Consider the following 25593-nt stretch of genomic DNA (forward strand, 5'->3'; position numbering starts at 1 on the left):
GAATCACGAGCGTTTATTCATTAACGATGAAAAATATATTAAGGAATTCATGAAAAAACAAATGACTATTCGCCGATTACATGTAAAATGTGAGGAGAAGGAAAATAAAACGCTGCTCATTTCTTACATTTTGAAAGCGATTTCTTTTTTGGGGAAGGATGAAGATGATGATACAGAAATGGCGTTCCAGGAAAGAAGGAGAAACCTTCCGTCGATCCGTATTCGTAAAGCTGCTGCTCTCGTTCATGTGCATTCTTATGATTCCCGTCGTCATCGGCGCGCTGCTGTATGGGAGGATGGAGCAAGCGCTGATCGACAACGCGTACGAATCGAATCAAGCGCTGTTGCAGCAAACCCGCTTAACCGTCGACAGCAGAATGAACGAAGTGGATCAGCTCACCGCCCAAATCGCATTCGATCCGATGCTCCAGATGTTTCTCTACGAGGAGAACAACCGTTCAAACATCAACAATTATACTTATATCGAGCTCATCAAAAATTTGAAGCGCTACCGGACACTCAGTCCGTTTATCGACGATTATTTCGTTTATTTGAAGGAATCCGATCGAATTGTCACGACGACGATAAGGACCGATATGGAAACCTTCTTCCGATATATCAACGAATACCAAAACCGCAGCATCAACGAGATTAGCGAGATGTTATCGAGCTACCATCTAAGAACCTACCTGCCTTCCGAGCCGATTCAATACGACCAGATGCGCCGGAATATGATTACGTCGATATCATCCTTGCCTATGGGAGACGACAGCGAAGTCAGAGGTTCTCTAGTCGTGATGATCGACGAAGCGCAGCTGCTCGGACAACTTCGCAAGTCCGACCACCGCGAGACGGATTTTTATATTTTCGGCTCGGACGGCCAAGTATTAAGCACGACGGCGCAGCATGCGGATGCGCTCGGCGGCATTGTGCCGAAATTCCGAGGCGGGCAAGGAAATTTCGCGGCGACGATCGGGAATAACGAAATGATGATTTCCTACACGAAGTCGAGCCAGAACAATTGGACCTATGTCTCCGTCATTCCCAAACCGATCGTTCTGGCCAAAGTTCACGAGACCAAAACGCTTGCGATGCTGCTCGTGCTGCTGTGCATGGCAGGCGGACTTGCCGTTGCCTACTATTTGGCATACAAAAACCATAGGCCGATCCGCGAGTTGATCCATGCCATCCTGCAGGGCAAAAACATGACCGGCATCCAGATCCGAAATGAATTCGCCTTCATCAAAAACGAGCTGCTATCGTCGATCGTCGAAGAGAAGCAGATGCGCGGCAAAATCTCGCAGCAAAAGCCGGTTATTCAATCGGACTTTATTTCACGCCTGATGAAAGGGTATGTCGATACCGCGAAACTGACGGACAAAGACTACCTGTTCATGGACGTGTCGCTTCCGCATCCGCATTACGGGGTTGTCCTCCTGCAAATCGACGATTGTCACAATTTCATTCAAGACGATTCGGAGCGGGAATGGACGCTTATGCGGTTCATCTTGATCAATCTGAGCAACGAGCTACTGCAGAGCAACGGCTACGCGATCGAGATGGAACGGGACCGCGTAGGCATTCTGCTTAATGTTGCTGAGCCAAGCGCGGAAGAAGGCAACGAGCTGGACCGCGTGCTGAAAGCGATCAAAAGCCAGATGGAGTCGAAATTCCGTACGTCGATCACGGTGGCCGTCAGCGGCATGAAGGCGGATTTGGAGCAAATAGCGGTTGCCTATGGTGAAGCGGTTACGGCTCTCGAATACAAGCTGCTTCGGGAGCAGCGCGACATTATGTATTACGACTCGGTCAAGAATGCCGAACATCATTATTTCTATTATTCGCTTGAAACCGAAGCGCAGCTGATGAATTACGCCAAGAGCGGGGATTACGGGAGCGTCGCGAAAGTACTGGACCATGTCTTTGAAATCAACTTCCAGACGAGATCGATCTCGCCGGAGATGGGCAAATGCCTGTTCTCCGAGCTGATCAGCACGGTGCTGAAGCTGTTTAATGCGTTAGGCATGGACGAAAAGCCGTTCTTCGACGGGGAAAGCGACCCGTTCAAATATATGGCCCGGATCGGCTCGACGGAGAAAATGAGCGAGGCGCTGAAGCGGCTGTACGGGTCGATCTGCGAGAAGGTAGCCGGCGAACGAAGCGATCACAGCGATGTGCTTGCCGCCAAAATCCGGCAGTACATCGAAAACCATTTTGCAAGCAACGAGCTTAGCCTGACAACGATCGCCGACCATATCGGACTTAATCCATCCTATCTGTCCACCTTCTACAAGAAACAAAGCGGTCACAACGTCACGGAATATATTACGGCGCTGCGAATGAAAGAAGCGAAGGCTCTTCTCTCGGACAGCGATCTGACTGTAACCCAAATCGCGTTGAAGGTCGGCTTCGCAAGCGACATCGGTTTGATCCGCGTGTTCAAGAAAGCGGAAGGCGTTACGCCGGGCAAATACAGGGAAATTTTGCAGAACAACGGGCATGATAACGAGGCCGTTCTATAGAAAAGTAGGTGAATCTAGATAAACGATAGCTTGAAATCTGATTTTCGAATAGCCATTCTAACAGGTTCGCCGTATCCAATAAATCACTCTCCGTCTACGATGAAATCAGCAAGCCGATGGGCTGCTGAAAACAAGATTTGAACCAACAATTTTCATTGAGAGGGGATTGCATCGCTTATGAAGAGAAGAAAAGGGCTGTTATCGATTCTGCTTTCCTTCGTCGCCGTATCCGTACTGCTTGCCGGCTGCTCGGGCGGCAGCAACACGCCGGGTAATTCGGAAGCAACGAACGCGCCGAAGGAGTCCAAGGCACCGGAGGAAGCGGGGCCGGTCGAATTCCCGGAATCGATGTCGTATTGGGTGCAGCTGAATCCGAACGCGGCTGCGACGATGGCGAACCTGGGCGAGAGCAAAATTTATCAGCAAATGGAGAAGGTTACGGGCACTAAGGTGACGTGGACGCATCCATCGGGCGAAGGCGCCCAGATCGAAGAACAGTTCAATCTGATGCTCGCCTCCAAGAAGCTGCCCGACGTCATCGAGCGCAACTGGCTGACCGTCTCCCGCGGTCCGGACGACGCAATCAAGTCCGGCACGATTCTTCGCCTCAACGAGCTGATCGAGGAGCATGCGCCTAATCTTACGAGTTATTTGAACGAACATCCCGAAATCAAGAAGATGATCATGACCGACGAAGGCAACATTTATACATTCCCGTTCATTCGCGGCCACGAGAAACTGATGGTGTTCTTCGGTCCGATTCTACGGAAGGACTTGCTGGACAAGACCGGTCTGCCGGTTCCCGAAACCATCGACGAATGGGAGAAAACCCTCGAAGCGATGAAGGAGCTGAATAACGGCGAACCTCCTTTCGTTCAGACGATAGCGAACATTAAAGTCGGCAACGCGTTTATTGGCGCATTCGGCATTCCGCTCGAATTCTACAACGATAACGGGACGATCAAATACGGTTCGATGCAGCCGGAATACAAGGAGTTCCTGACGGTCATGAACCGCTGGTACGAAAAAGGACTGCTGGATCCGGACTTCGCCGCTATGGATTCGAAGCTGATGGATTCGAAGGTCACGACAGGCAAGACGGCCGCGTTCGTCAGCTATACGGGAAGCGGCATCGGCAAATACATGGGTCTCATGAAAGACGATCCGAGCTTCCAACTGATCTCGACGCCGTATCCAACCCTCAACAAAGGCGAGAACGCCGTATGGGGACAACGCGACTTCCCTTACACGGGAATTGGCGCGGCCATCACGACGGCGGCCAAAAATCCGGAGCAAATCGTCAAATGGCTGGACTATGCGTACGGACCGGAAGGGCATAATCTATTCAACTTCGGCGTCGAAGGCGAAAGCTTTACGGTCGTGGACAACAAACCAACCTATACCGACGTTATTATGAAAAATCCGAACGACCTGCCGATCACGCAAGCGATGGCGCAATATATTCGCGCCAGCTACAACGGCCCGTTCATCCAGGATCCTGGTTATATCGAGCAGTACCTGGAGCTGCCCGCGCAGAAGGAAGCGCTCGTGAACTGGGAGAAAGCGACTACGGCGATGATGAAGCCCCTTACGACGCCAAACGCCGAAGAAGGCCGCAAGATTGCCTCCATCATGACCGACCTGAACGTGTACCATGAGGAAATGATGCTCAAATTCATCATGGGCACGGAACCGCTCGAGAAATTCGACGAGTACGTCGAGACGCTCAAAGCAATGGGAATCGAAGAAGTGATCAAGCTTGAGCAAGCTGCGTTGGAGCGTTTCTTGAAGAGGTAGAAATAAGTCCGCGCCGGGCAGGACATGCGCTCGCACGGCGCGGACGATTCTAGCGGGTGACAGGAAGGAGTATGGCTATGGCGGTCATCGGAACAGAGAAAACATCGGCACCAATCGGCGGGTCCGGCCTCCGCATGAGCTTCGGACAACGAGCGAAAAAGGATTTTGCGAAAAACAAACTCATTTATTTGATGTTAAGTCCGGCAATCATTTATTTTATCGTTTTCCATTACGGGCCTATGTACGGCATGCAGATCGCATTTAAGGATTTTGCCATCAATCTCGGAATCGGCGGAAGCCCTTGGACGGGCTTCGATAATTTCACGGAGTTTTTCTCCAGCTTTTATTTCGGACGTATTCTGGTGAATACGTTGCTGCTCAGCCTGTACAGCTTGATCTTCGCGTTCCCCGCGGGCATCGTGCTCGCCCTGCTGCTGAACGAGGTAAGGAAGAGCTGGTTCAAGCGTTCGGTGCAGACGATTACGTACATGCCGCACTTCGTGTCGCTCGTCGTCGTCGTGGGCATCATGTTCGACTTCCTGGCAAGAGACGGGCTCGTCAATAACTTGTTGACTTCGGTGTTCGGCACCGAACCGATCGCTTTCATGAGGGAAGCCGATTGGTTTAGAACCTTGTATATCAGCTCCGGCATATGGCAAAACATCGGTTGGAGCTCCATCATATTCCTGGCGGCCATCTCGACGATCGATCCGTCCATCTACGAAGCTGCCAAAATCGACGGCGCGAGCCGTTGGAAACAAACGCTGAACGTCACGATCCCCGGCATCGCGCCGACGATCATCATTTTGTTGATCTTGAACATCGGGCACATGTTATCGGTCGGCAACGAAAAAATTCTGCTCATGTACAACCCGATCACGTATTCCACCGCCGATGTCATCGGCACGTATACGTACCGGAAGGGCATATTGGAAACCAACTACAGCTATGCGGCGGCTGTCGGCATGTTTAATGCGATCATCAGCTTCACGCTGCTGATCGTCGCGAACGCCATCTCGCGGAAGACAAGCGAAACTAAACTATGGTAAGGAGAATGGTCTATGAAGCAGACGACCGGTGAACGCGTATTCGGAGTGTTTAACATCGCTCTTCTCGTCGCGTTATCCTTAGCATCGTTATACCCACTCGTATTCGTACTGTTCGCGTCGTTCAGCGATCCGGGGCAGCTTGTTCAGACGAGGGGAATTCTGCTTGCGCCGAAAGGATTTACGTTCGACGCCTACAAAATGGTATTTTTGAATCCATCGATCGGCACGGCTTATCTGAATACGTTGTTTTATGTCATCGTGGGAACGTCCATCAACATTTTTCTTTCGTCGATGGCGGCTTACGGGCTTTCGAGACGGGACGTGTTGTGGAAAAATGCGATTATGTTCATGATCACGTTCACGATGTTTTTCGAAGGCGGGCTTATTCCATCGTTCCTGTTGATCAATGAGCTGGGCATGCTGGATACCCGCTGGGCGATCATCATTCCGTCGGCGATCAGCGCGTTTAACTTGATCATCATGCGGACGGCGTTCCAGGCCGTGCCGCCCGAGCTTGAGGAATCGGCGAAGCTGGACGGCGCGAACGACTTCCGCATCTGCTGGGCCGTCGTGTTCCCGTTATCGCTGCCGGTCATTGCGGTCATGCTGTTGTTCTACGGTGTATCGCACTGGAATTCGTGGTTCTCGGCGATGATCTATTTGCAGGACCGCGGCTTGTTCCCGCTCCAGCTGATTCTGCGCGAAATACTGATCGTGAACGACACAAACAGCATGATGACGGACGTCAGCTCGGGCGACCAGATGCCGATTGGGGAGACGATCAAATACGCGACGATTATCGTGGCGACCGTTCCGATTCTGTGCGTGTATCCGTTCTTGCAGAAGTATTTCGTGAAGGGTGTCATGATTGGGGCGGTGAAGGGGTAAGGATTTGGCGTTTTACGGGGGTGTGCCAAACGCGGGATGCGGGCTCCAGCGTTGGTGATCGTTTAAGTTCGGCTCGAAGACGCGGGGTATGGCCTCCGGCCGCTGTTAAACCTTGTGTTCCCTTCATTAGACGAAAGGTAGGAACACAAGGTTTAAAGGCGGACGTAAACTCCTACGCCCATACCCCGCTTACTTCGGCTCTCCCTAAACGGCGCAACTCTTCCTCCCGCACCCCGCTTATTGGCAATTCCGTAAACGAAAAATTTACCCCTTCGGGTAGTTGGAAGAAAGGAAAACGCGGGGATTGGACGTAGACTCCTACGCCCATACCCCGCTTTCTTTGGCTCTCCCTAAACGGCCCAACTCCTTTGACAATACCTCGCTTATTGGCAATTACGTAAACGAAATACTTCCCCCTTCGGGTAGTAGGGAATCGCTTATTGAACAACGCCACCGTTTAAAAAAGACGTTTTCGGCCTAAAGGACCTCAGAGTCGTTAAATGGCCGAAAAACGTCTTTTTATTTTTGTAACGGACGCCAGCGACCTTATTGCGCCATAATGTGCAATGATAACGTGATTTAGGTGCAAATAACGCTTCTACGGTCCGTTAGAATTGGATTAATGATGTTTTGAGTGGAATAACGTCATCTCGCTCCGTTAGCCTCACACGCTTATTCCATTGCTACTCCTTGACGGCTCCGAGCACGATTCCTTTGACGAAAAACTTTTGCAGCAGCGGATAGACCGCCAGAATCGGCAGCATGGCGATAAAGATCTGCGCCGCCTTGACGCTTCGGTTGGACATCATCTCCAGATCCTCGGGCGTAATGCCCGTCTTACTGAAATCCTGTACAACCACGATTGTTTGAAGCAGCGTGGCGAGCGGCCATTGCTCCTGCGTCCTCATGTATAACATGCCGTCGAACCAGCTGTTCCAATGGCCGACCATCGTAAACAGCGAGATTGTCGCGATGGCCGGCATCGATATGGGCAAATATACCGAAAACAGGATGCGGAACGAGGTCGCGCCGTCCACGATGGCCGCTTCATCCAATTCCCTGGGCAGCGCGCGGAAGAAGTTCATCATGAGAATCATGTTCCACACGTTGACGAGACCCGGCAAGATGAGCACCCAAAAGGAATTGATGAGGCCGACCTTCTGCACGAGCAAATAATGGGGCACAAGTCCCGCGTCGAAAATCATGATGAACAGGAAAAACCAAACATAGAATGCGCGAACCTTGAATTCGATCGAGCTTCTTGACAAGGAGAAGGAGGCCATGATCGTCACGGCCATGCCGAGTACGGTTCCGATCAAAGCGCGCAGAATCGATGTCTGAATTGCACCTGCGAAGTTGTCATTCTCGAACGTGCGCGCGTAGCTATCAAGATTGAAGTCGATCGGGAAGAAGGTAACCAGATTCGCTTCGGCCGCCGATTTCCCGCTCAATGATACAGCGAATATATGGATCATCGGCAATATGCACAGGATCGAGATGCCGATGAGCAGCGCCAGGTTGATGTAATAGAACACTTTATACGATGGATCCTTGTAATACATAGCAGGTCTACCTCCGTTGTTGGAATCTTAAAAGATGCGGTAATTCGCCCATTTGTAAGCGACGTAATAACCGCCGCTGATCAGAATGAAGCCGACCAGCGATTTGAACAAGCCGACGGTCGTGGCGAGGCTGTATTGACCGTCCTGGAAGGAACGGAACACGAAGGTGTCGATGATATCGCCTTTGCCGAGCACGAGCGGATTGATCAAGTTGTAAATCTGGTCGAAGTTGGCGTTCAGCATGCTGCCAAGCGACAGCGTGAACACGACGACCATGATCGGGAGCAGCGAAGGCAGCGTAATGTTGATCGTCTGCTGAAGCCTGCCCGCGCCGTCGATCTCGGCGGCTTCGTACAGATCCGGATTAATGCCGGATAACGCCGCGAGGAAGACGATGGCCGAGAAGCCGAATTCTTTCCACAAATCGCTGACGATAACCGTGACCCTGAACCAGTTACCGTCTCCCAGGAACATGACGGGTTTGATGTTCAGCGCCGTCAGCAGGCGGTTGACGATACCGTCGAGCGACAACAGATCGAGCAGGATGCCGCCCAAGATGACCCAGGACATGAAATGGGGCAAATAAACCATCGTTTGAATCGACCGTTTGAGCCCCATGCTGCGAACCTCGTTCAGTAGCAGGGCGAACAAGACCGGAACGGCAAGGCCGAAAACGATTTTCAGCACGGAAATGATCAGCGTATTCCAGATGACTTGAACGGTTCCGTTCAAAGTGAACATCAGCTCGAAGTTATCCCATCCGATCCAGGGTGAGCCGTTTATGCCAAGCCAGGGCTTAAAATCCTGGAAAGCCATGACGATGCCGGGCATGGGAGCGTATTTGAACACAAGCGCGATCAAGACGGCGGGAAGCAGCAGAATATGCAGTCTCCATGTTTTTCGGAACGGAATATTTCGCAGCCGCGCGGTTGACGATCTTCCGGTTGATGCTATAATGTCGGTATTCTTCATTGGGACTTCCTCCTGAGTGGGTTGGTAAGGATGACGGACATGCCGGCGAGCGGTCCGGGCATCGGCGGATGCAGGCTGGTCCTAGTGCTGGTTCAAAAAGTCCGGTTTTCAGCACCGAGAAGATTGAAAGAAGCTAGAAATTGAGGAGCGGAGCGTAGTGGAGCTACGTGAGCACCGGAAATTTCGGCTGAATTCAATATTCGATGTCGAGTTTACTCCTTGAAATACTTCGTGATCAAAAATGGACTTTTTGAACTTCCTCTTGTAGGGAAAATTGTAGGGCATCCGCCAAACGAAGTATAGAACACATCTTAAAGGTGGCTGTCAAAATATTAAGGGGGACCTCATGTGAAACGGAGCAGGCCGATCTTCATCAAGATGACCGGCGTCATACTGATTCTGCTTATCCCGGCCGTTATTCTGTACACCTATTTCAGCACGACGAGCCTTCAGGTCATCGACAAGCAGATGAAAGCGTACAAGGAGAGCCAATTGCTGTTCCTAAAGAGCCAGATCGAATCCAACGTCGAACGGCTATCGTTATCCTCTAACGTGCTTGCCCGCGATTCTTCGATTCTGGATTTGCACATCAGCATGTTGACGAAGGATTATTACCGCATGATCGAATACCAGTCGCTGGTCAAAGAAAAGTTGTATCTCCAAAGCTTCTCCAGCCACTGGTCGAACGAGCTGTCCGTTTATTTGCCGGGCAATCAGAGCCGGATCTCCACGAGGCTGAATGGTACATACGATCCGAAACTGCTGGAGCGGTCGGATAATGGCGTGTGGCGATTCCGCAGCGGCGACGGCGCCGACGCACCGTACTACCAGATGCTGATCTGGGATCCCTACTTGTCGAAGAGCGATCCCGATTCCGTCAACGCAGTGTTCGAGGTGCGCTTCGCGCTCGACAACGTGCGGGAGATGCTGGGGCATTACAATCTGGAGAGCCCCGGACACAGCTTCCTGTTGACCGCTTCCGGAGAGGTGTTCTCGGACGCGAAGGATGGAGACGCGCGGTACAAGGCGCTCGGGGCGGATCTGCTCGAAGAAGGGAAGCTGCCCGCGATCGGCAATGCCGATCGGAAGGTGGACGGGCAGCGGTCTTATTTGAGCTACGCGTATTTGCCCCAGCTTGATGCGTGGCTGGTCGATTACGTGCCCCTTCAAGAGTTTCACGCGCCTGTCATCCAGAGCCGCAATTTGTTCTACGTCAGCATGCTGGTGCTGATCGCGCTCGGCGTAGCCGCATCCTATCTGCTTTATCTGCATGTGCAGAAGCCGTTATCCGCGTTGATCCGCGGCCTGAAGCAATTCGAGATCGGCGATTACGGCTTCCGCATCGGACAGAAATTCCATAACGAATTCGATTACATGATGCATCGGTTCAATGATATGGGACGGGAAATTCAGCACTTGGTCCAGAACGTGTACGAGGAGCAGAACCGTTCGCGCCTGGCGACGCTCAAGCAGCTGCAATCGCAGATCAATCCACATTTTCTATACAACTGCCTGTCGTTTATCGCGGCGTGCGCCAAGGCTGGCCACACGGAGACGATCAAGGAAATGGCTTTTCATCTGGGAGGTTATTACAGGTATACGACCCGCGTAGAGAATCAAAAGGCAACGCTGAGAGAAGAGATGGATCTGGTCCGGCATTATTTGCAGATTTATACGTACAGGCTCGAGAGAATCCGCTTTGAGATCCGCATCCCGGACGAAATGCTCCATGAGAACGTCATGCGGCTGATCGTGCAGCCCGCTGTTGAAAACGCCATCATGCATGGCGTCGAGCCGAAGCCGGGAGAGGGACTTGTGCGAATAACGGGTCGGATGGAGGATGGTTGGAAAATCGTGCGCGTCGAAGACAGCGGCGACGGCTTGTCCGACGATGACATAAAGGCGCTTGCTCTTAGGCTTGAGCTCCCGATGGACGAAACTTCGGGTTGCGGGCTTTGGAACGTCCATCAGAGGCTCAAGCACCGATTCGGTCCGGGAGCCGGCGTGACGTTGGAGCGTTCGTCCACGCTTACGGGTCTTTGCGTGTCCTTGAAGTGGAGGGCGGAGGAATTACTTGCCGAGAAGAGGAGTGTGAACTATGAGTCAGCTGTTGTTGGTGGATGACGAGCCGATGATCGTAAGCAGCATGGTGGCGAACGACTGGGCGGGCATCGGCATCGAAGGCGTGCACAAAGCGGGATCCGGGCTCGAAGCCTTAACGATTTTGGCATCGACCCCTATCGATATCGTCGTGACGGACATTCGGATGCCCGGCATGGACGGGCTTCAGCTATGCAAGCATATTCAGGAGCATTACCCGCGAACCAAATGCATCCTGTTGTCGGGGTACGGCGAATTCGAATATGCCAAGAAAGCGATCACGTACGGCACGGTCAATTATTTGCTCAAGCCGGTGAAGGATGAAGAACTGATGGGCGAAGTGGCGCGCGTCAAAGAGCTTGTAGAGCGAGAGTGGGAACGGATCGGCTCCTTCGAGCAGGCGAGGCATACGATTCGCGTCCATCTCCCGCTCTTACGGGCGAATTTGCTGAACGATCTGTTGTCGGGCATCCGCCTGCCGAATACGTTGCTGACCGAACGAATGAACGAATATAGGCTTCCCTTCCGGGCGGGCGAACGCGCTTCGATGCTGCTGGTGCGGATCGACGAATCCGAGCCGGCTATCGGCGATTCCGCGCTGCATGAATATGCCGTTCGCAACATCGCTTGTGAGCTATTGGAATCGTGGTACGAGGTGTGGCCCGGCAAGGACTCCTTCGGTTATTTGTGTTTCTTGTTGCAGGATAAAACGGGCGGCGAATCGGAAGCAGGCGGCAAGCGGCTCGAGAACGCGGCCAGGGAATTGGTCGCGAAGGTCGGGAGTTTCCTGCGGGGACCGATCACCGTATTGGTCGGCGAACCCCGCCTATTCCCGCTCGAGATTGCCGATCAATACCGCAAATCGTTAAACGAATTTCGGAAAGTTCCCCGCAGCGAGCAGGGGATCGTCATCCTCGAGGGGGAGACGCGTTCGCAATCCCGCTCGCTCGATTCTTTGTACGCGCCGCCGGGCTTCCAGCAGCTGTTCGAAGCGGGGCGGTGGCCGGATGCCCGAACGAAGCTTGCCGGCTTGGAGACGGAGATGCGCGAGAAGAGGCTGGATACGGAGGAGCATGTCATCGAAGTCGTATACGCCCTGATGAACGCTTTTCTGTATATCGCTCACCTGCAAGGGAAAACGTTGATGGAACTCACCGGCTTCGAAGCGGATATCGCGTCGGAGCAAGGCATGTTTACTCGTCTGGACGGGGTCATGGAGTGGGCGGACATGGCGCTGCGGAGCTTGGAAACTTCGAACGTGCGGGAATTCAAGGACAGCAAGGGCGTGCTCATCTCCAAAATCCATCGTTTCATCGAAAACCGAATTGCGGACGATGTTTCGCTGCAAGCGATTGCCGACCATGTCGGCCTTCATCCGGCTTATCTGTCCTCGCTCTACAAGCAGGAGAGCAAAGAAAACATCAGCGACTTCATTATGCGGTTTCGGATGGAGAAAGCCAGCGTGCTGCTGCGGACGACGGACATTCGCATCTACGAGCTGTCCGGCCAGCTGGGGTTCCAGAATCCGCCGTACTTCAGCAAGCTGTTCAAATATTATTACGGCGTAACGCCCCAGGATTACAGAGATCGCAACGGAACGTTACCTTAACAATTTGCCACACGATCTTAAAACTTTATCTCTTACCCGGCTGTAAGCGCTGTAATAAGATTAGGTTGCATCTCATTACAGCAGATTTAAGGGAGGTTCCAGCAGCACATGGCAAAAAAATCGATTCTACTGACGCTTGCGGCGATCATGCTGATCACGCTGGCAGCTTGTTCGTCGAACTCGAACAACGGGGGACAAAGAAGCGGCGCTTCAAGCAGCCCGGAGAATGGCGCGGAAGCTACGCAAGCTCCCGCCGAAACGGCGGACCCGAACGCGGAGGCGATACAGAAGGGGACGTACAAGTTCGATCCGCCTGTCACGATTACGACGGTTAAAGCAACGGACGGCACGTTCAAGTTCAAGAACGGGGAAAACCTGGACAACAACGTTCACACGAAGTGGGCGCTGGAGGAGCTGGGCATCCAGCTCAAAAATATTTGGGAGTCGCCCGGCGACCAATTCGCGACGAAGGTCAGGCTGATGCTGACGTCCAAGGAGACGCTTCCGGACGTGCTGATGACGGAAGACATGACGCTCATTAACGAGCTGATCCAGTCCGGCCACTACCGCGATATTACGGCGGACTTCGAAACGTACGCTTCGCCCGAAATGAAGGAGCTATATAGCTCGCATCCGCTTATGTGGAGCCAGGTGACGCACGAAGGCAAAAAAATGGCCCTCCCGAATTTCGCTCATGCAGGCAACGATAACGGCGTGTTATGGATTCGGCAGGACTGGCTCGACGAGCTGGGGCTAAAAGCGCCGACGACGTTCGAAGAGCTGGAATCGGTTATGCAGGCATTCGTCGACAAGAAGCCGGGCGGCGCCAACAACATCATTCCGCTCGGTCTCAGCCTGGGCGCGGGCGGGAACAACCCGAATCCGTTCGCTGGTTGGCTCGGCGAGAGCACATGGGTGTTCGGACCGTACGGAACGATTCCGTACCAATGGCTGGAGAAGGACGGGCAGCTCATCCACGGCTCCACGCTGCCGGAGATGAAGGACGGTCTCGCCCGGTTGAACGACTGGTACAACAAAGGCTACATCTCGCAGGAAGCGGGACTGCATGACGAGAACAAGCTTGCCGAGTTGATCGGTCAAGGACGCGTAGGCATGGTCGTTGCTCCTTATTGGCTGCCGAACTGGCCGATTCCGGATCTGAAGAAAAACGTGGAAGGCGCGGATATGCTGCCTTACCCGCTGCCGACGCTGAACGGCAAGTCCGCGGCCCGCGACACGACGTTCCTGCGGGGCGGCCTGCTGGTCAAACAAGATTTTGAGCACGTGGACGCGCTGTTCCTATACCTGAACCGGATTTTCGGACGCGTCACGCTCGAACCGGGCAGCGAATTCGAGAACGGCTGGGCGAAGGATTACGATTATACGATTCTGGCTGACGGCAGCGTATCGGTAGCGGAGGAGGATATCCCTGGCGGCAAGGTCGGCGTGTCCAAATACGTACTGATCGATCTGAAAAATCCGTTCACCAACCTGGAAATGCTTGCTAATGTCAGCAGAGGCGTGGAGCCGAAAACATCGGCTGAGAAGCGCGCAGCGCTGACGAACCTAAGCACGCTGAAAGCTGCCGAAATCGTGGATGACGGCTGGAAAAACGGCTTCGTTGTCTCCCAGCAATTCACCGGCGCTCCGACGCCGGCCATGCAATCGAAGAGCGGCATTCTGGTCAAGCTCGAAGGCGACACGTTCATCAGCATGATCTACGGCAAGAAGCCGATCGACGACTTCGACAACTTCGTCAAAGAATGGAAGAGCATCGGCGGCGACGACATTACGAAAGAAGCGAACGAATGGTATCAGAAAACGAAATAAAAGCAAGGTCCGCCGCGCGTTGCGGCGGGCCTCGCTAATCGCTTTCGGTCGACCTGCGGGGCAGAACGATAGGTCAGCCCATCGCTTGTGCCCGTTGGTCAGACCGTCAGGGGTCTTCCTTTCCTGAATAAAGATGTCTGAAGATTCAGTCAATAACTGCGTACGCAGATGATTCCGGAGGGGAAAGCCATGGGAATTCGCAGAAAGTCAACTACGTTGACGATCTTCGCCATCCTCGCGGGAGCCGTCCTCATTGCGGCAACTGTCATAGCCGCAGCTGCGGCGCTTCCCGAAGACACCTCGGAGCAGACGGCGGTTGCGGAGGTGAACGGAGATATCGTCACGCTGGCGGAGCTCGCCCATTTCGCGCAGTTCAACCGGGCTTCCGTCATTGAAGCTTACTTGACGGAGGATGGAGCGGAGATGGATGAAAACTTCTGGAAAAAGGAATTCCGAGGGATGACGCCGATCGAGACGCTGCGCGGCAAAGCGCTGGACGAAGCGGTCCGAATGAAGATAGAGCTGCAGCTGGCGCGCGAATTCGGATTCGTGAGCGAGGTCTCCTATGACTCTCTGCTTGAAGCGATGAAGGAGGAAAACGCGCGCCGCGCTGCGGCAATCGCGAATGCGGAGCCGCTTTATGGGCCGGCCAAATTCGAGGAGAGCACCTTTATCGATTTTTACCGCAGCAAGCTGGCGGCTTTGGTGAAAGAACGATGGGCCGAGAGCGTCTTGCGGCCAGACGAGGAAGAGCTGAGGTCGTATTACGAGTCGATGAAGTCGTCGATCGCCCCGATGGAAGACCGCATGACGTATGAACGAATAACGATATCCTATCGGCACGAAGGAGAGGACTCCGAATGGCGGATCAAGGATGCGTTCAAGGTTGCGACGGCAGTCCGGGAGCATCTATTGGCGGGAGACTCGGCTGCGGAAGCAGCAGCGGAGCCGGCTTCGCTCCCAAGCGGAATAACCGCCGTCTATGATGGAGAGATGGCATTGAACGAAGACAGCGCGTCGCGTTTGTATAAGTCGGAGAATGCCCTGTACCTAGCGCTTCGCGACAGTTCGGCAGAACATCCGGTACCGGCCGTCATCGACGATCGTGCGGCGGGCCGTTATGTCGTCGTGCGCGTTACCGGCCGAGAAGAAACAAAAGACCCCGCTTTCGAGGAAGTGCGGGATCAAGTCAGGAAGCTGTATATCGAAGGAGAATATGCGGCCTACGTGCAGTCTCGCGCCGAATTGGCCTCCGTTCAGCTTCTTCCGGCTTTCGACGAAACGATGTTTAGCATTGACTAATGAACAATTCGGATTATTGAAAGCGTATACAATCAAAGGAGGAAAGATGATGTTGCGAACAAACAAGCTCAAATGGTTAAACATGCTGCTCGTTGCGGTCATGATCGCGGCGATCGGCGTTCCCGCCTGGAAGGCCGAGCCGGTTCAGGCGGAGGAGAGCGGCGTCGTGTATTACGTGGATGCCGCAGGCGGCGACGACGGGCAAGCGGGTACAAGCGAAGGTTCCGCCTGGAAGTCTTTGAACAAGGTGAACGCCACAGTGTTCCAGCCGGGCGATACGATTCTGTTCAAGGCCGGCGGTGCTTGGAAAGGGACGCTGTATCCGAAGGGCTCGGGCGCCGCGGGCAGCCCCATCCGGATCGACAAGTACGGCGAAGGGCCGAAACCTCTTATCGCTGGGGACGGCGCGGACGCGGCGGTGTACTTCTACAGCCAGGAGTACTGGGAAGTCCGCAATCTGGAAATTACGAATCACGCCGCTACGCAAGGCGAGCGCCGGGGCGTTCATGTAGCGGGTCATAGCGGCGGATGGAACAATCCGAAGGTTTATCGCCACTTCGTATTCGAATATTTGGATATCCATAACGTCAAAGGCAGCCTGAGCATGGATTACGCCCACAACGGCGGCATTATCGTCTGGGATCCCAGTTGGAATTACGTTGTCACGGACGTTACGATCCGGAACAATAAAATCTATTCGATGGACAGCGTGGGCATCTACTTGAACGGCGGAAGCAGACCGTACTCCTTCAACAACACGGTGGCCGACAACGTCATCTACGACATCGGCGGCGACGGGGCGTTCGTGCTCAATACGACGAACGGCGTCATCGAACGCAACGTGGTGTACGATACCCATAAACGTTCTACCAGCTACCATGTGCCGCTTTGGGTTTTCGAATCCAAGGATTCCGTCATTCAATACAACGAAGTATTCAATACGTATCCGGGCGGCGACGCGATGGCGTACGATTCGGATTACAAGAGCGAAGGCACTGTCATTCAGTATAATTATAGCCACAACAATGCCGGCGGACTGTCGTTGGCGGTGAACGACGGCACGCAATCCGGCTCCTACAACCGGGATACGGTCATTCGCTACAATATTAGCCAGAATGATCTCGGAGCCGTGTTCAATTTTAGCGGGACCCCCGAGAACACCCATATCTACAACAATACGGTCTATATTCCGCCGAACTCGACGACCAAGGTCGTTGACACGCTGAACTGGGGCGGCTGGGCGAAAAATACGAACTATACCAACAACCTGATCGTCAATCTGGGCTCCGGGGGCTACAATTTCGGATCCAGCACCAACAATGTTTTTGACAATAACCTGTTCTACGGCAATCATCCGGTCAACGTCCTGAACATGGACGCGAACAAAATCGTAGCCGATCCGATGCTTGCGGCGCCGGGCACGGGCCGTATCGGCAGGGACACGCTGGCCGGCTATCAATTGCTCGAAACTTCGCCGGCGATCGGCGCAGGGAAGCTTGTCGCCGACAACGGCGGGTTCGACTTCTTCGGCAATCCGGTTCCGGAAGGCGCGAACCCGAATATCGGCGCTTACGAGGGACCTGGCATCCCCGAAGGACAAATTCCTCCCGGCGCGGAAATCGTGAATCTGCTCGCCAATCCTGGCTTCGAGGACGGGGTGTTCGGCGGCTGGGGCACTTCGTATAACGGCGCTGCCATCGTGGACCAAGGAGCGCGCAGCGGCAATTACGCCGCCGTTCTGGCGAACGCCGTATCGGGCATCGAGCAGACCGTTACCGTTAAGCCGAATACGATCTATAAGCTGTCCGGTTACACGAGAAGTGAGGGCGGGGGCTCCGCGGTTATCGGTGTCAAAAATTATGGCAATCCGTCCAAAGACGTCTTCGTAAGCGGTGCGACATATACGGGAAGGGAGGTCGTCTTCACGACCGGCAGCGCCAATACGACTGCCGTAATCTTCATGTATAAACAAGGCGGTACGGGCACCGTCGCCTTCGACGACATGCTGCTGTTCGAATACGGGGAAGTATCGCCTCCAGGCATCCCGCCGGAGCTTCCTCCGGAGCCGCTCCCAGGCAAACAAAATTTATCTCCGCAAGCGACATTGACGGCGAGCTCCAGCAATCCTGCTTACCTTCCGTCGCTGGCCGTGGACGGATCCTTGGATGCGACCAGCCGATGGATCACGCTTGGCGGCAGCCAGGCTCCGCACTGGCTGGAGCTGAGCTGGGAGGAGAGTTACGATATCGACCGCGTCCGACTTTGGAGCGGGGCCGGAGCCGGAACAGCCGGCTGGCAAATTCGTGATTTCCAGATCCAGTATTGGGAGAACGGCGAATGGAAGGTTGCCGCATCGGTCACGAACAATACCATGGACGGCCGCATCAGCGCATTTAATGATTTGGTGTTCCCGGTTGTCCATACCGATAAGATTAGACTATGGGTGACGAAAGGGACGACAAGCGCCCAGTCGAACGACAACGGGGCGCGCGTGTTCGAGATCCAGGTGTGGGAACATGATCCGAATCCGGTAGAGCCGGAAGTGACGCCGGTATACGTCATTGGCGTTCAGGTGGGCTCCGCGAACCGGATTACGAAACTCGATGCAGGCGGTACTCTCGCCATGGCAGCGGAGGTGAAGCCCGCGAACGCGGACGACCGCACGGTGTCATGGCGAGTCGAAGGGTTGGACGGGGAGGTGACAACGCTTGCCTCTATCGGCCAGAACGGCGTGCTGACGGCACTGTCTCCTGGCAAGGTCAAGGTGGTTGCCGAAGTTAATGACGGCACGGGGATTCAAGGCGAGTCGGTCATCGAAATAACGGCGCCGCCAGCCCATCCGAATATTGCTCCGTACGCTTCCGTGACCGCCAGCACGAGCCATGAGAACGGCAATTTCCCGCCATCCCTTGTGGTGAACGGGATTCGGCACGTCGGCTCGGACCGCTGGGTAACTGGTGCGAATGGCCCGCACGGACTGGAGCTGCAATGGAGCACGGTTCACGAAGTGAATCAAGTTCGGCTCTGGAGCGGTCAGATCGACGCCAAAGGGATGCAGCTCGTCGATTTCGAGCTTCAGATGTGGGACGGCTCCGCTTGGCAGACCGTTCGAACGGTAACGGGCAACGAAGACGATAACTATTACGGCCAATTCACCGACCTCATCTTCGCTCCCATCGTGACGGACCGCTTAAGGCTCTCCATTACGAAAGGAAATCCGGTATTCGACGATCGTGCAAGACTGTTCGAAATCGAAGTCTACGGGGAGCCTGCCACCGCCGAACCGAAAACGCTCCCCGCTGTTCAGATGAGCGGCCCGGCAGAGGTTTATGCAGGCCAGCCGCTTAGCCTTTCCGTCTCCGCGACGGAAAGCACGTATGCATACTCCGCGATCAACGCGATCGTTGCTTACGATCCCGAGGTGATTGACTTCGAAACGGCCGAGTCCGGGGACGGTCTGCTTGAGCTTGCCGGAACGGCGATAACCTCGATCCGCGAGGGACTGTCCGTGCTTGGCACCGCCGTCAAACCTTCGCAAGGCTTGATTAACGTCTTGTTAAGCGCGCCAGGCGGTTCTCTCGCCGAAGCAGGCGAGTTGTTCCGGCTTCACGGCAAGGTCAAGGACGACACTCCCGCCCTGCCGACGCAAGTATCGCTCGCCAAATTCGAAATCGTCGGCCATGATCAGGAGCTTCATGCGATTGCGGTTGATGCGGCGGGAGCGTCCATATCCGTAACCGCCGCGGATCGCACCGCGCTCGGCAACGCGATAGCCGATGCCAGAGCCATGCACGATGCAGCAACGGAAGGTACGGCGGAGGGGCAATATCCGGCCGGCTCCAAGGAATCGTTAAGGCTGGCGATTGAGGCCGCCGAAGCGGTCTACCAACAGCCGAATGCTTCGCAGCTAACCGTGAACGAAGCTCTTGCGGGATTATCCGCTGCCGTGCAGTCGTTTGCCGCATCCGTCATTCAGCCTCCGGTCGTGATCAGGGAAGAATTAGGTGCGGCGCTTGAGCAGGCTCGAGTGCTGCTGGAGCGGGCTTCGACCGGAACGAAGGTAGGGAACTATCCGCAATCCGCCGTTACCGCGTTCGATGCGGCGATCGCGGCGGCAGGAGCGATCTACAACGAAAGCCACTCCCAGCCGGCAGTGGACGCTGCGGCCGAGCAACTGGTTAGCGAAACGGCAATATTCCGCGCAAGCCGGATTACGCTTGTGGATGGCGAATCGCAAGTCACGCTCAAAACATTGTCGATCGTCGCCGGTTACTTCGGACGAACATCCTCCGACGCGGATTGGAGCGAAGTTGAAGCGGCGGATATGCTGGATCAGGGTGAAATTACGATTCAATCGCTTGCCGCCGTAGCCCGCATGATCTTGACCGATTGGTTCCATGAACGATAAGGAAGGAATGAAGCGGGGATGGTGCGGAAGCGCTTGTTGATCATAAGCATGGCCTTCTTGTTCATCTGTCAGTTTATCGGGCCGGGGCAGTCGACTTTCGCTAAGGGGGCGGACGGCTTCGAGCTGTCCGTTGCCCAAACGGGAGACGAGATCAAGGTAACCGTTACCTTAAACGGGGCAAAGAATCTGTACGCATACGACCTCGTACTGGCTTACGATCCTTTGCGTCTCTCATTCCTGAATGCGTCGATTTCGTTTCCGGGCTTGACGGTGAAGCCGGTGCTCGCCCGCGGCCAAATTCGGCTGGCGCATACCAGCGTCGGAGAGACTGCCGGCCGCAGCGGGAAGATCGAGCTGGCGCGTATCGCTTTCGGGAGGCTAAGGGGCGGCGACGCTTCCGTGGAGCTGAAACAAGCCAAGCTGGTGGATGCCAAGCTTGCGATGAAAGCATTCGCGCCGGAAGCCGGCATTACGTTGGAGTCCGGCCAAGCGGAGCGGAGGCCTGGCGATCTCGCCGGCCATTGGTCCGAAGACGTGGTCCTCGAAGCACTGGAGCTTGGTTTCGCGACCGGCTTCGGTGACGGCACATTCCGTCCCGAGGAGCCCGTCACGCGGCAAGAGGTGACGGTGCTGCTTGCGAAAGCCATGTTGATCGAAGCGAATGAGAGTCAAGGGATAACCTTCCGGGATTCGGGGGACATTCCGCCATGGGCGCTGGATTACGTAAGGGCATCGGTTCGGGAGCGGTGGATCAACGGTTATGGGGACGGAACGTTCCGCGGCGGAGAGCCGATTGCGAGACAAGAACTCGCCACGGTCATCGCGCGCGCTCTGGATTTTTCCGCAATCGGAGACGAGGCGGCTTTGGCCGGGTTCGCGGATCGTCAACTATTAGCTTCTTGGGCAATCGGGCCAACCGCTCTGGCGGTCGAGCGCGGAATCATGCAAGGGCAAGCTAACCGTCTGCTGAACCCGCTGGCAACGACAACGCGGGCCGAGGCCGTCTCGATGATCCTGCGGATGCTTTACGCGATGGACTCATGAAGTAAACGAACCAAAAAAACAAGCTGCCCTCCGCATTAGCGGATAAAGGGCAGCTTGCTGCTGTCGTTCGACCTATTTTAGAGATTAGATCGGCATTAAATCTTCAGCAATACCGCAATCTTATCGGCATCCAAGAAGTTGCCGACGTAGAAGTCGCCGAAATCTCCGAATCTCGCGCTTACTTCGTCGAAACGCATTTCGTAGACCAGCTTCTTGAATTGCAGCGCGTCGTCCGCGAACAGCGTAACGCCCCATTCCCAGTCGTCGAAGCCGACGGAGCCGGTAATGATTTGTTTGACTTTGCCCGCGTATTTGCGGCCGATCATGCCGTGGCTGCGCATCATCGTTTTGCGGTCCTCCATGCTCAGCATGTACCAGTTGTCGCTTCCGGAGCGGCGTTTGTTCATCGGGTAGAAGCAAATATGTTTCCACTTCGGAAGAATTGGCTTCAGCCTTGCAACGACTTCCGGATTCTCCATCGGATCGGAGCCCGGCTGCCCCATGTAGTTGCTAAGCTCAACGATGCTGACGTAGGAATGGACGGGATAGGTGAAGCTTGCGAATGTCGTTTTATTAAAAGCGGTTTCGATCTCGTTCAAATCCTCCAACGTCTCGCGCAGATGCATGAAGACGAAATCGGCTTTTTGTCCGACAATGGAATAAACGGCCGTGCTGCCCAGCTTCTGATCTTCGATCTGCGCCCACTCCGCTAGGAATGCGTTCAGCTCGTCCAGCGCGCGGGCACGCTCGCCATCCGTGGCGAGACGCCACGCTGTCCAGTCGACGCTGCGGAAATCGTGAAGGGCGTACCAGCCCTCTAATGTTTGTGCGGCTTCGCTCATTCGGTCAAATGCTCCTCTCGGGTTGCTTAAATATGGTTGTACCCATTGTATCGTACCCCGCGACGCGCAAGCAAATGACGGACTTGTGACATTTGGCCGGAGCCGATTGACTTCATATTTCGCATTCATTAAACTTATGTATAGTGTGTGAAAGGAGTCGTACGGCGAATGGTCGAGGCAATACAAATTATCATCGCGACGGTGCTGTTTTTCGTCATGATGTTCGGTATCGGATTTATCTTGAATATGCTGCTGAAGACGACATGGTTCCCGATCGGTCTATTCGTCATCGTGCTGATCGGACTCGCGATCTGGGCCCCGTGGCCGGATGCGGACAATCCGACGCTTGCCAACTTCGGCACCTATACGCTGGTCTATTATATTCCAATTACGGGAGCCTTGATCGGCGCGTATGTGAGCGGCTGGGCTATCCGGGCGCTACGCAAAGGCGGCTATAAAATGTTTTAAGGTAGTTCAAAAAGTCCGCTTTTGATCACGAAGTAAATTCAGGGAGCGAGCTCGACATCGAATCTTGAATTCAGCTGGAACTTCCGGTGCTCACGTAGCTTCCACTACGCTCTGCTCCTCATTCCCAGCTTCATCCAACCTTCTAAAGCGTTTTGGAAAAAACGCAGCATCGGAAGCATATGCTCATGTGCTGAAAACCGAACTTTTTGAACTCGCATTTCATTTTCGAACTAGCATTTAAGCGGAAATCCCTCTTTCGGGGGATTTTTCTATTTTTCAAAGCCGTCATCTGCCTCGATATTTATGCTAGAATGATAGGTAGAAAGCAAGGGATGGAGTCGATGCAATGCGCATCCAAAATATATTGCAATACACGGAACATCACCGATATTACATATTCCGCAGCTTCTCGCTCAGCAGTATCGATCATAAGATGTTGTCGCTAATCTACCAACCGATGGTTGGCGCGTTCGCGATTGCCTTGTATCAGCAGCTGTACCATAGCATTGCGGAAGATCGTAACGGATATTCCAAGCTGGAGCCGCAGCGCCGCTTGTTCCTCGGACTTGGTCTGGAGATGAACGAGAAGAGCCGAAGGTTCGTGATCGAACAAGCATCCAAGCTGGAAGCGGTTGGGCTGATGCAGACATCGAGACTTGGAGGACCCGATCTGGCGGATGTCGTCTACGAATACGAATTGGAGCAGCCGCTCTCGCCGGTCGAATTTTTCCGCAACATGCATTTAACGATGCTGCTTCGGGATAAGATTGGCAAATACGCGGTCATCGATCTCAGGGAATCGTTCGGCGCGAACGAACCCGACGAGCTGGCGGGCGCGGAATTGACCAAAGAAAACATTTCGGTGCCATTCTACGAGCTGTTTAAGCTGAATATGCAATCGTTTGATACGGAGCTCGAGCAGGCGCTCACGGAGGTTGCTCCATCGCGACAAACGGTAGGCCGGCCTGATCCGTCAGCCACTGCGGGCATTCCTTACGGGGAGCTTATCCTGCACTTCCCTCGCTCATCCGCGAACCGCACAAGCGTGGAGCGGCTGCGCGGCGATGCGGACGGCATGGCGCAAGTCAATTACGTCGCTTACAAATTTAATTTATCCGTCGTGAATGTATGCCGGCTCCTAGACGAGGTCGGTGTTTTTGATGCCTCCGGCAAGCTGAACGTGGACGAGCTGCAGCTCAAGGCGAGCAGCATGTACCGCCAAGACAGGAAGCGGGATGACGACCGCCAGCGTACGCTGGCGAAGACGAAAGTAATCGCGGAGACCGAGACGGAAGAAGAGGATCAGGAGGAAGTCGCGGTGCAGGAGCAGGATTATTTGCCCGTGCCTAAGGCGCTTACCGGCCGCTGCGATATACAGCAATACAACATGCTTATGCGCAACGAGCCGCATACGCGGTTTATTCGCCGATTTTTCCCTGGAGCCGTGCCGAGAACGTTGGAAGATTTATTGTTTAAGATCGACAATAGCTATCGCATGGTTGAACCGGTTATCAATGTCCTCATTCATTATGTGATGAAAGAGCCTGAGAAAAGCAGGCTAAGCAATAAATTTATTGATACCGTTGCTATGAATATGTTAGGGGCGGGCGTCGATACGTTCGAGAAGGCCGTGCAATATGTGCGTCTTCAGGCACAGCTTGAGCAGGACAAAGAGAAGCGGAAGGAAGCGGGAGCCGGTCCTGCGGGATCGGTGTATTCCGGCGGCAGGGGCAGCGCGAATCGCGGCGGATTTTCGCGCAAGCCGTCCATTCCGATCGTCGGCGAGAGCAGCTCCTCCGCTTCGGTATCCGCTTCCGAGCTCGAGGAGCTGCGCAAGCTGGCTCGCAAGCTGGACGGCAAAGGTTAGGCTGAAGGTTATAGGTTGACCATCATGGGGGAAACGAGGTGTGATTCGGGATGGAATCGTTAGGCGAATTGTTAAAGTCATGGCCTTCAGGCCAATCCTTTACGGAGAAGGCGGAGCGGAAGCTGACCGAGCTGATGCGGGATCCGCTCATTGGAAAGCTGCTGGACAAGTACCCCGATCTGGACGAGGATGTCCTTCGGCTGAACTTGAACCGCGTCTACCAGTACGTCACGGAATACCGCAATTGCTCGAATTGCCCGGGACTCGACCGTTGTCCCAACGACTATGAGGGTCATTATACGCTGCTGAGCTCGGAGACGGCGAACGGATTGACGCAGCTCCATGACCGGAAAGTATCGTGCAAGAAGTTTATCGCGCGACAGACGGAAGAGGCGATTCGAAGCCGAATCCGCAGCTTCTACGTGGACGACGCGGCGCTTAGAAGAGGATATTCCTCGGACGAAATTTTGACTAGCGACCTGGAGAGGGCGAAAGCCGTCGGCCAGGTGTTGCGATACATCGACAGAACGAGGGAAGGCGGCTTGCAGGAGGAAGGCATGTATCTTGCTGGCCGTTTCGGGACGGGCAAGACGTTTCTAATGTGTTATTTGCTGCAGGAGCTTGCAAAGGCCGGTTATTCGGGCGTCATCGTCTACATGCCGGACTTCGTCGAGGATTTGAAGTCGCTGATGCACGAGCCGGCCAAGCTGAAGGAAACGGTGGAGATGATGAAGGAAACGGACTTGCTCATCTTCGACGACATCGGGGCGGAAAACTTGAATCCTTGGGTGCGCGATCATGTGTTAGGCGCGATCCTGAATTACCGCATGGAGCGGAAGCCAACGTTCTACACGTCCAATTACGACTTGGACGCGCTGGAGCGGCACTTTAGCTTCACGAGCAAGGACGGGGACGAGCTTCACAAGGGACAGCGGCTTATGGACCGCGTTCGTCCTTATGTCGAAGTCGTCATGGTTACGGGAGAGAACAAACGCGGGCGCAAGTAGCCCGCGTTTTTTTTTGCAGCACTGCCCCTAAAAGCTTAAATGTCGATGGTCCAATCGTCGTTTATTCTCCAAGAAGGTGGACGGACAGCTACATTTTCTCATATCGGAAAAAAGTTTGAAACCATCTTGGAAGAGGTCAAAAACCCAGTAACGGCGTGGGTTTAACGGTTATATAAGCGTTCTTTATGACCCCTATAGGGATTGCAAATAAATGGTTGACAGTGGAAGGCAGCGGCTGGTAATATTCATTCATAACCAACTAAACGGGTAGGAATAATGGTTAAATGACCGGACATACCGGAGTTTACGCTTCCCTATCACAAAAA

16 protein-coding genes are annotated in these 25593 nt (G+C 54.2%); 13 read left to right on the plus strand and 3 right to left on the minus strand.

What is annotated here, in order from left to right; translation table 11 throughout:
- Positions 1–164: 164 nt before the first annotated feature.
- The 4 genes from RB620_RS10565 (at position 165) to RB620_RS10580 (ending at position 6256) form a co-directional block, all read left to right on the plus strand.
- Positions 165–2522, plus strand: a complete 2358-nt coding sequence (locus RB620_RS10565) for a helix-turn-helix domain-containing protein (RefSeq protein WP_308094103.1) — start codon at positions 165–167, stop codon at positions 2520–2522.
- A 177-nt stretch (positions 2523–2699) separates the two neighbouring features.
- Positions 2700–4319, plus strand: coding sequence for an extracellular solute-binding protein (locus tag RB620_RS10570; protein ID WP_308094105.1), 1620 nt, complete (start codon positions 2700–2702; stop codon positions 4317–4319).
- 134 nt (positions 4320–4453) lie between these two features.
- Positions 4454–5368 carry an ABC transporter permease gene (locus tag RB620_RS10575; protein WP_308094260.1) on the plus strand — a complete coding sequence of 305 codons (915 nt, stop codon included), beginning with the start codon at positions 4454–4456 and terminating at the stop codon, positions 5366–5368.
- Between the two features lie 12 nt (positions 5369–5380).
- On the plus strand, positions 5381–6256 hold the full coding sequence (locus RB620_RS10580) for a carbohydrate ABC transporter permease (protein WP_308094107.1): 876 nt from the start codon (positions 5381–5383) through the stop codon (positions 6254–6256).
- A gap of 683 nt (positions 6257–6939) precedes the next feature.
- Here RB620_RS10580 and RB620_RS10585 read toward each other — a convergent pair.
- Entirely contained in the window at positions 6940–7818 is an 879-nt protein-coding gene (locus RB620_RS10585) for a carbohydrate ABC transporter permease (protein ID WP_308094108.1), read from the minus strand.
- 27 nt (positions 7819–7845) lie between these two features.
- The gene (locus RB620_RS10590; RefSeq protein WP_308094110.1) at positions 7846–8790 is read right to left on the minus strand and encodes an ABC transporter permease; all 945 of its coding nucleotides are present in this window, start codon (positions 8788–8790) and stop codon (positions 7846–7848) included.
- A gap of 348 nt (positions 8791–9138) precedes the next feature.
- Here RB620_RS10590 and RB620_RS10595 point away from each other — a divergent pair, with 348 nt between their 5' ends.
- From RB620_RS10595 to RB620_RS10620, 6 genes are all read left to right on the plus strand, one after another.
- Entirely contained in the window at positions 9139–10914 is a 1776-nt protein-coding gene (locus RB620_RS10595; protein ID WP_308094112.1) for a sensor histidine kinase, read from the plus strand.
- Entirely contained in the window at positions 10889–12499 is a 1611-nt protein-coding gene (locus RB620_RS10600) for a response regulator transcription factor (RefSeq protein ID WP_308094113.1), read from the plus strand. Before RB620_RS10595 ends, RB620_RS10600 begins: the two co-directional genes overlap by 26 nt.
- 108 nt (positions 12500–12607) lie before the next feature.
- Positions 12608–14329 (plus strand): type 2 periplasmic-binding domain-containing protein, encoded by a 1722-nt coding sequence (locus RB620_RS10605; protein WP_308094115.1) that lies wholly within the window; start codon positions 12608–12610, stop codon positions 14327–14329.
- Positions 14330–14518: 189 nt separating this feature from the next.
- A complete protein-coding gene (locus RB620_RS10610) occupies positions 14519–15631 on the plus strand; it encodes a hypothetical protein (protein ID WP_308094116.1) in 1113 nt (370 codons plus the stop codon).
- Between the two features lie 49 nt (positions 15632–15680).
- A complete protein-coding gene (locus tag RB620_RS10615) occupies positions 15681–20039 on the plus strand; it encodes a galactose-binding domain-containing protein (protein ID WP_308094118.1) in 4359 nt (1452 codons plus the stop codon).
- 18 nt (positions 20040–20057) lie between these two features.
- Positions 20058–21083 carry an S-layer homology domain-containing protein gene (locus RB620_RS10620; RefSeq protein ID WP_308094120.1) on the plus strand — a complete coding sequence of 342 codons (1026 nt, stop codon included), beginning with the start codon at positions 20058–20060 and terminating at the stop codon, positions 21081–21083.
- Positions 21084–21178: 95 nt separating this feature from the next.
- Here RB620_RS10620 and hemQ read toward each other — a convergent pair whose 3' ends face one another.
- Positions 21179–21925 (minus strand): hydrogen peroxide-dependent heme synthase, encoded by a 747-nt coding sequence (gene hemQ, locus RB620_RS10625; protein ID WP_308094122.1) that lies wholly within the window; start codon positions 21923–21925, stop codon positions 21179–21181.
- Positions 21926–22093: 168 nt separating this feature from the next.
- On the opposite strand from hemQ, the gene RB620_RS10630 reads away from it, so the two are divergent.
- From RB620_RS10630 to dnaI, 3 genes are all read left to right on the plus strand, one after another.
- Positions 22094–22393 carry a YuiB family protein gene (locus RB620_RS10630; protein ID WP_308094124.1) on the plus strand — a complete coding sequence of 100 codons (300 nt, stop codon included), beginning with the start codon at positions 22094–22096 and terminating at the stop codon, positions 22391–22393.
- A 346-nt stretch (positions 22394–22739) separates the two neighbouring features.
- Entirely contained in the window at positions 22740–24260 is a 1521-nt protein-coding gene (locus tag RB620_RS10635) for a replication initiation and membrane attachment family protein (protein WP_308094125.1), read from the plus strand.
- A gap of 50 nt (positions 24261–24310) precedes the next feature.
- Entirely contained in the window at positions 24311–25267 is a 957-nt protein-coding gene (gene dnaI / locus RB620_RS10640) for a primosomal protein DnaI (RefSeq protein ID WP_308094127.1), read from the plus strand.
- The last annotated feature ends 326 nt before the right edge of the window (positions 25268–25593 follow it).

Source organism: Paenibacillus sp. LHD-117 (assembly GCF_030929555.1).
Lineage (GTDB): Bacteria > Bacillota > Bacilli > Paenibacillales > Paenibacillaceae > Pristimantibacillus.

Excerpts from the sequence above, each read along its gene's own strand:
- RB620_RS10565 (WP_308094103.1), top strand. The coding sequence starts at position 165 with ATGATGATACAGAAATGGCGTTCCAGGAAAGAAGGAGAAACCTTCCGT.
- RB620_RS10570 (WP_308094105.1), top strand. The coding sequence starts at position 2,700 with ATGAAGAGAAGAAAAGGGCTGTTATCGATTCTGCTTTCCTTCGTCGCC.
- RB620_RS10575 (WP_308094260.1), top strand. The coding sequence starts at position 4,454 with ATGAGCTTCGGACAACGAGCGAAAAAGGATTTTGCGAAAAACAAACTC.
- RB620_RS10580 (WP_308094107.1), top strand. The coding sequence starts at position 5,381 with ATGAAGCAGACGACCGGTGAACGCGTATTCGGAGTGTTTAACATCGCT.
- RB620_RS10585 (WP_308094108.1), bottom strand. The coding sequence starts at position 7,818 with ATGTATTACAAGGATCCATCGTATAAAGTGTTCTATTACATCAACCTG.
- RB620_RS10590 (WP_308094110.1), bottom strand. The coding sequence starts at position 8,790 with ATGAAGAATACCGACATTATAGCATCAACCGGAAGATCGTCAACCGCG.
- RB620_RS10600 (WP_308094113.1), top strand. The coding sequence starts at position 10,889 with ATGAGTCAGCTGTTGTTGGTGGATGACGAGCCGATGATCGTAAGCAGC.
- RB620_RS10605 (WP_308094115.1), top strand. The coding sequence starts at position 12,608 with ATGGCAAAAAAATCGATTCTACTGACGCTTGCGGCGATCATGCTGATC.
- RB620_RS10610 (WP_308094116.1), top strand. The coding sequence starts at position 14,519 with ATGGGAATTCGCAGAAAGTCAACTACGTTGACGATCTTCGCCATCCTC.
- RB620_RS10615 (WP_308094118.1), top strand. The coding sequence starts at position 15,681 with ATGTTGCGAACAAACAAGCTCAAATGGTTAAACATGCTGCTCGTTGCG.
- RB620_RS10620 (WP_308094120.1), top strand. The coding sequence starts at position 20,058 with ATGGTGCGGAAGCGCTTGTTGATCATAAGCATGGCCTTCTTGTTCATC.
- hemQ (WP_308094122.1), bottom strand. The coding sequence starts at position 21,925 with ATGAGCGAAGCCGCACAAACATTAGAGGGCTGGTACGCCCTTCACGAT.
- RB620_RS10630 (WP_308094124.1), top strand. The coding sequence starts at position 22,094 with ATGGTCGAGGCAATACAAATTATCATCGCGACGGTGCTGTTTTTCGTC.
- RB620_RS10635 (WP_308094125.1), top strand. The coding sequence starts at position 22,740 with ATGCGCATCCAAAATATATTGCAATACACGGAACATCACCGATATTAC.
- dnaI (WP_308094127.1), top strand. The coding sequence starts at position 24,311 with ATGGAATCGTTAGGCGAATTGTTAAAGTCATGGCCTTCAGGCCAATCC.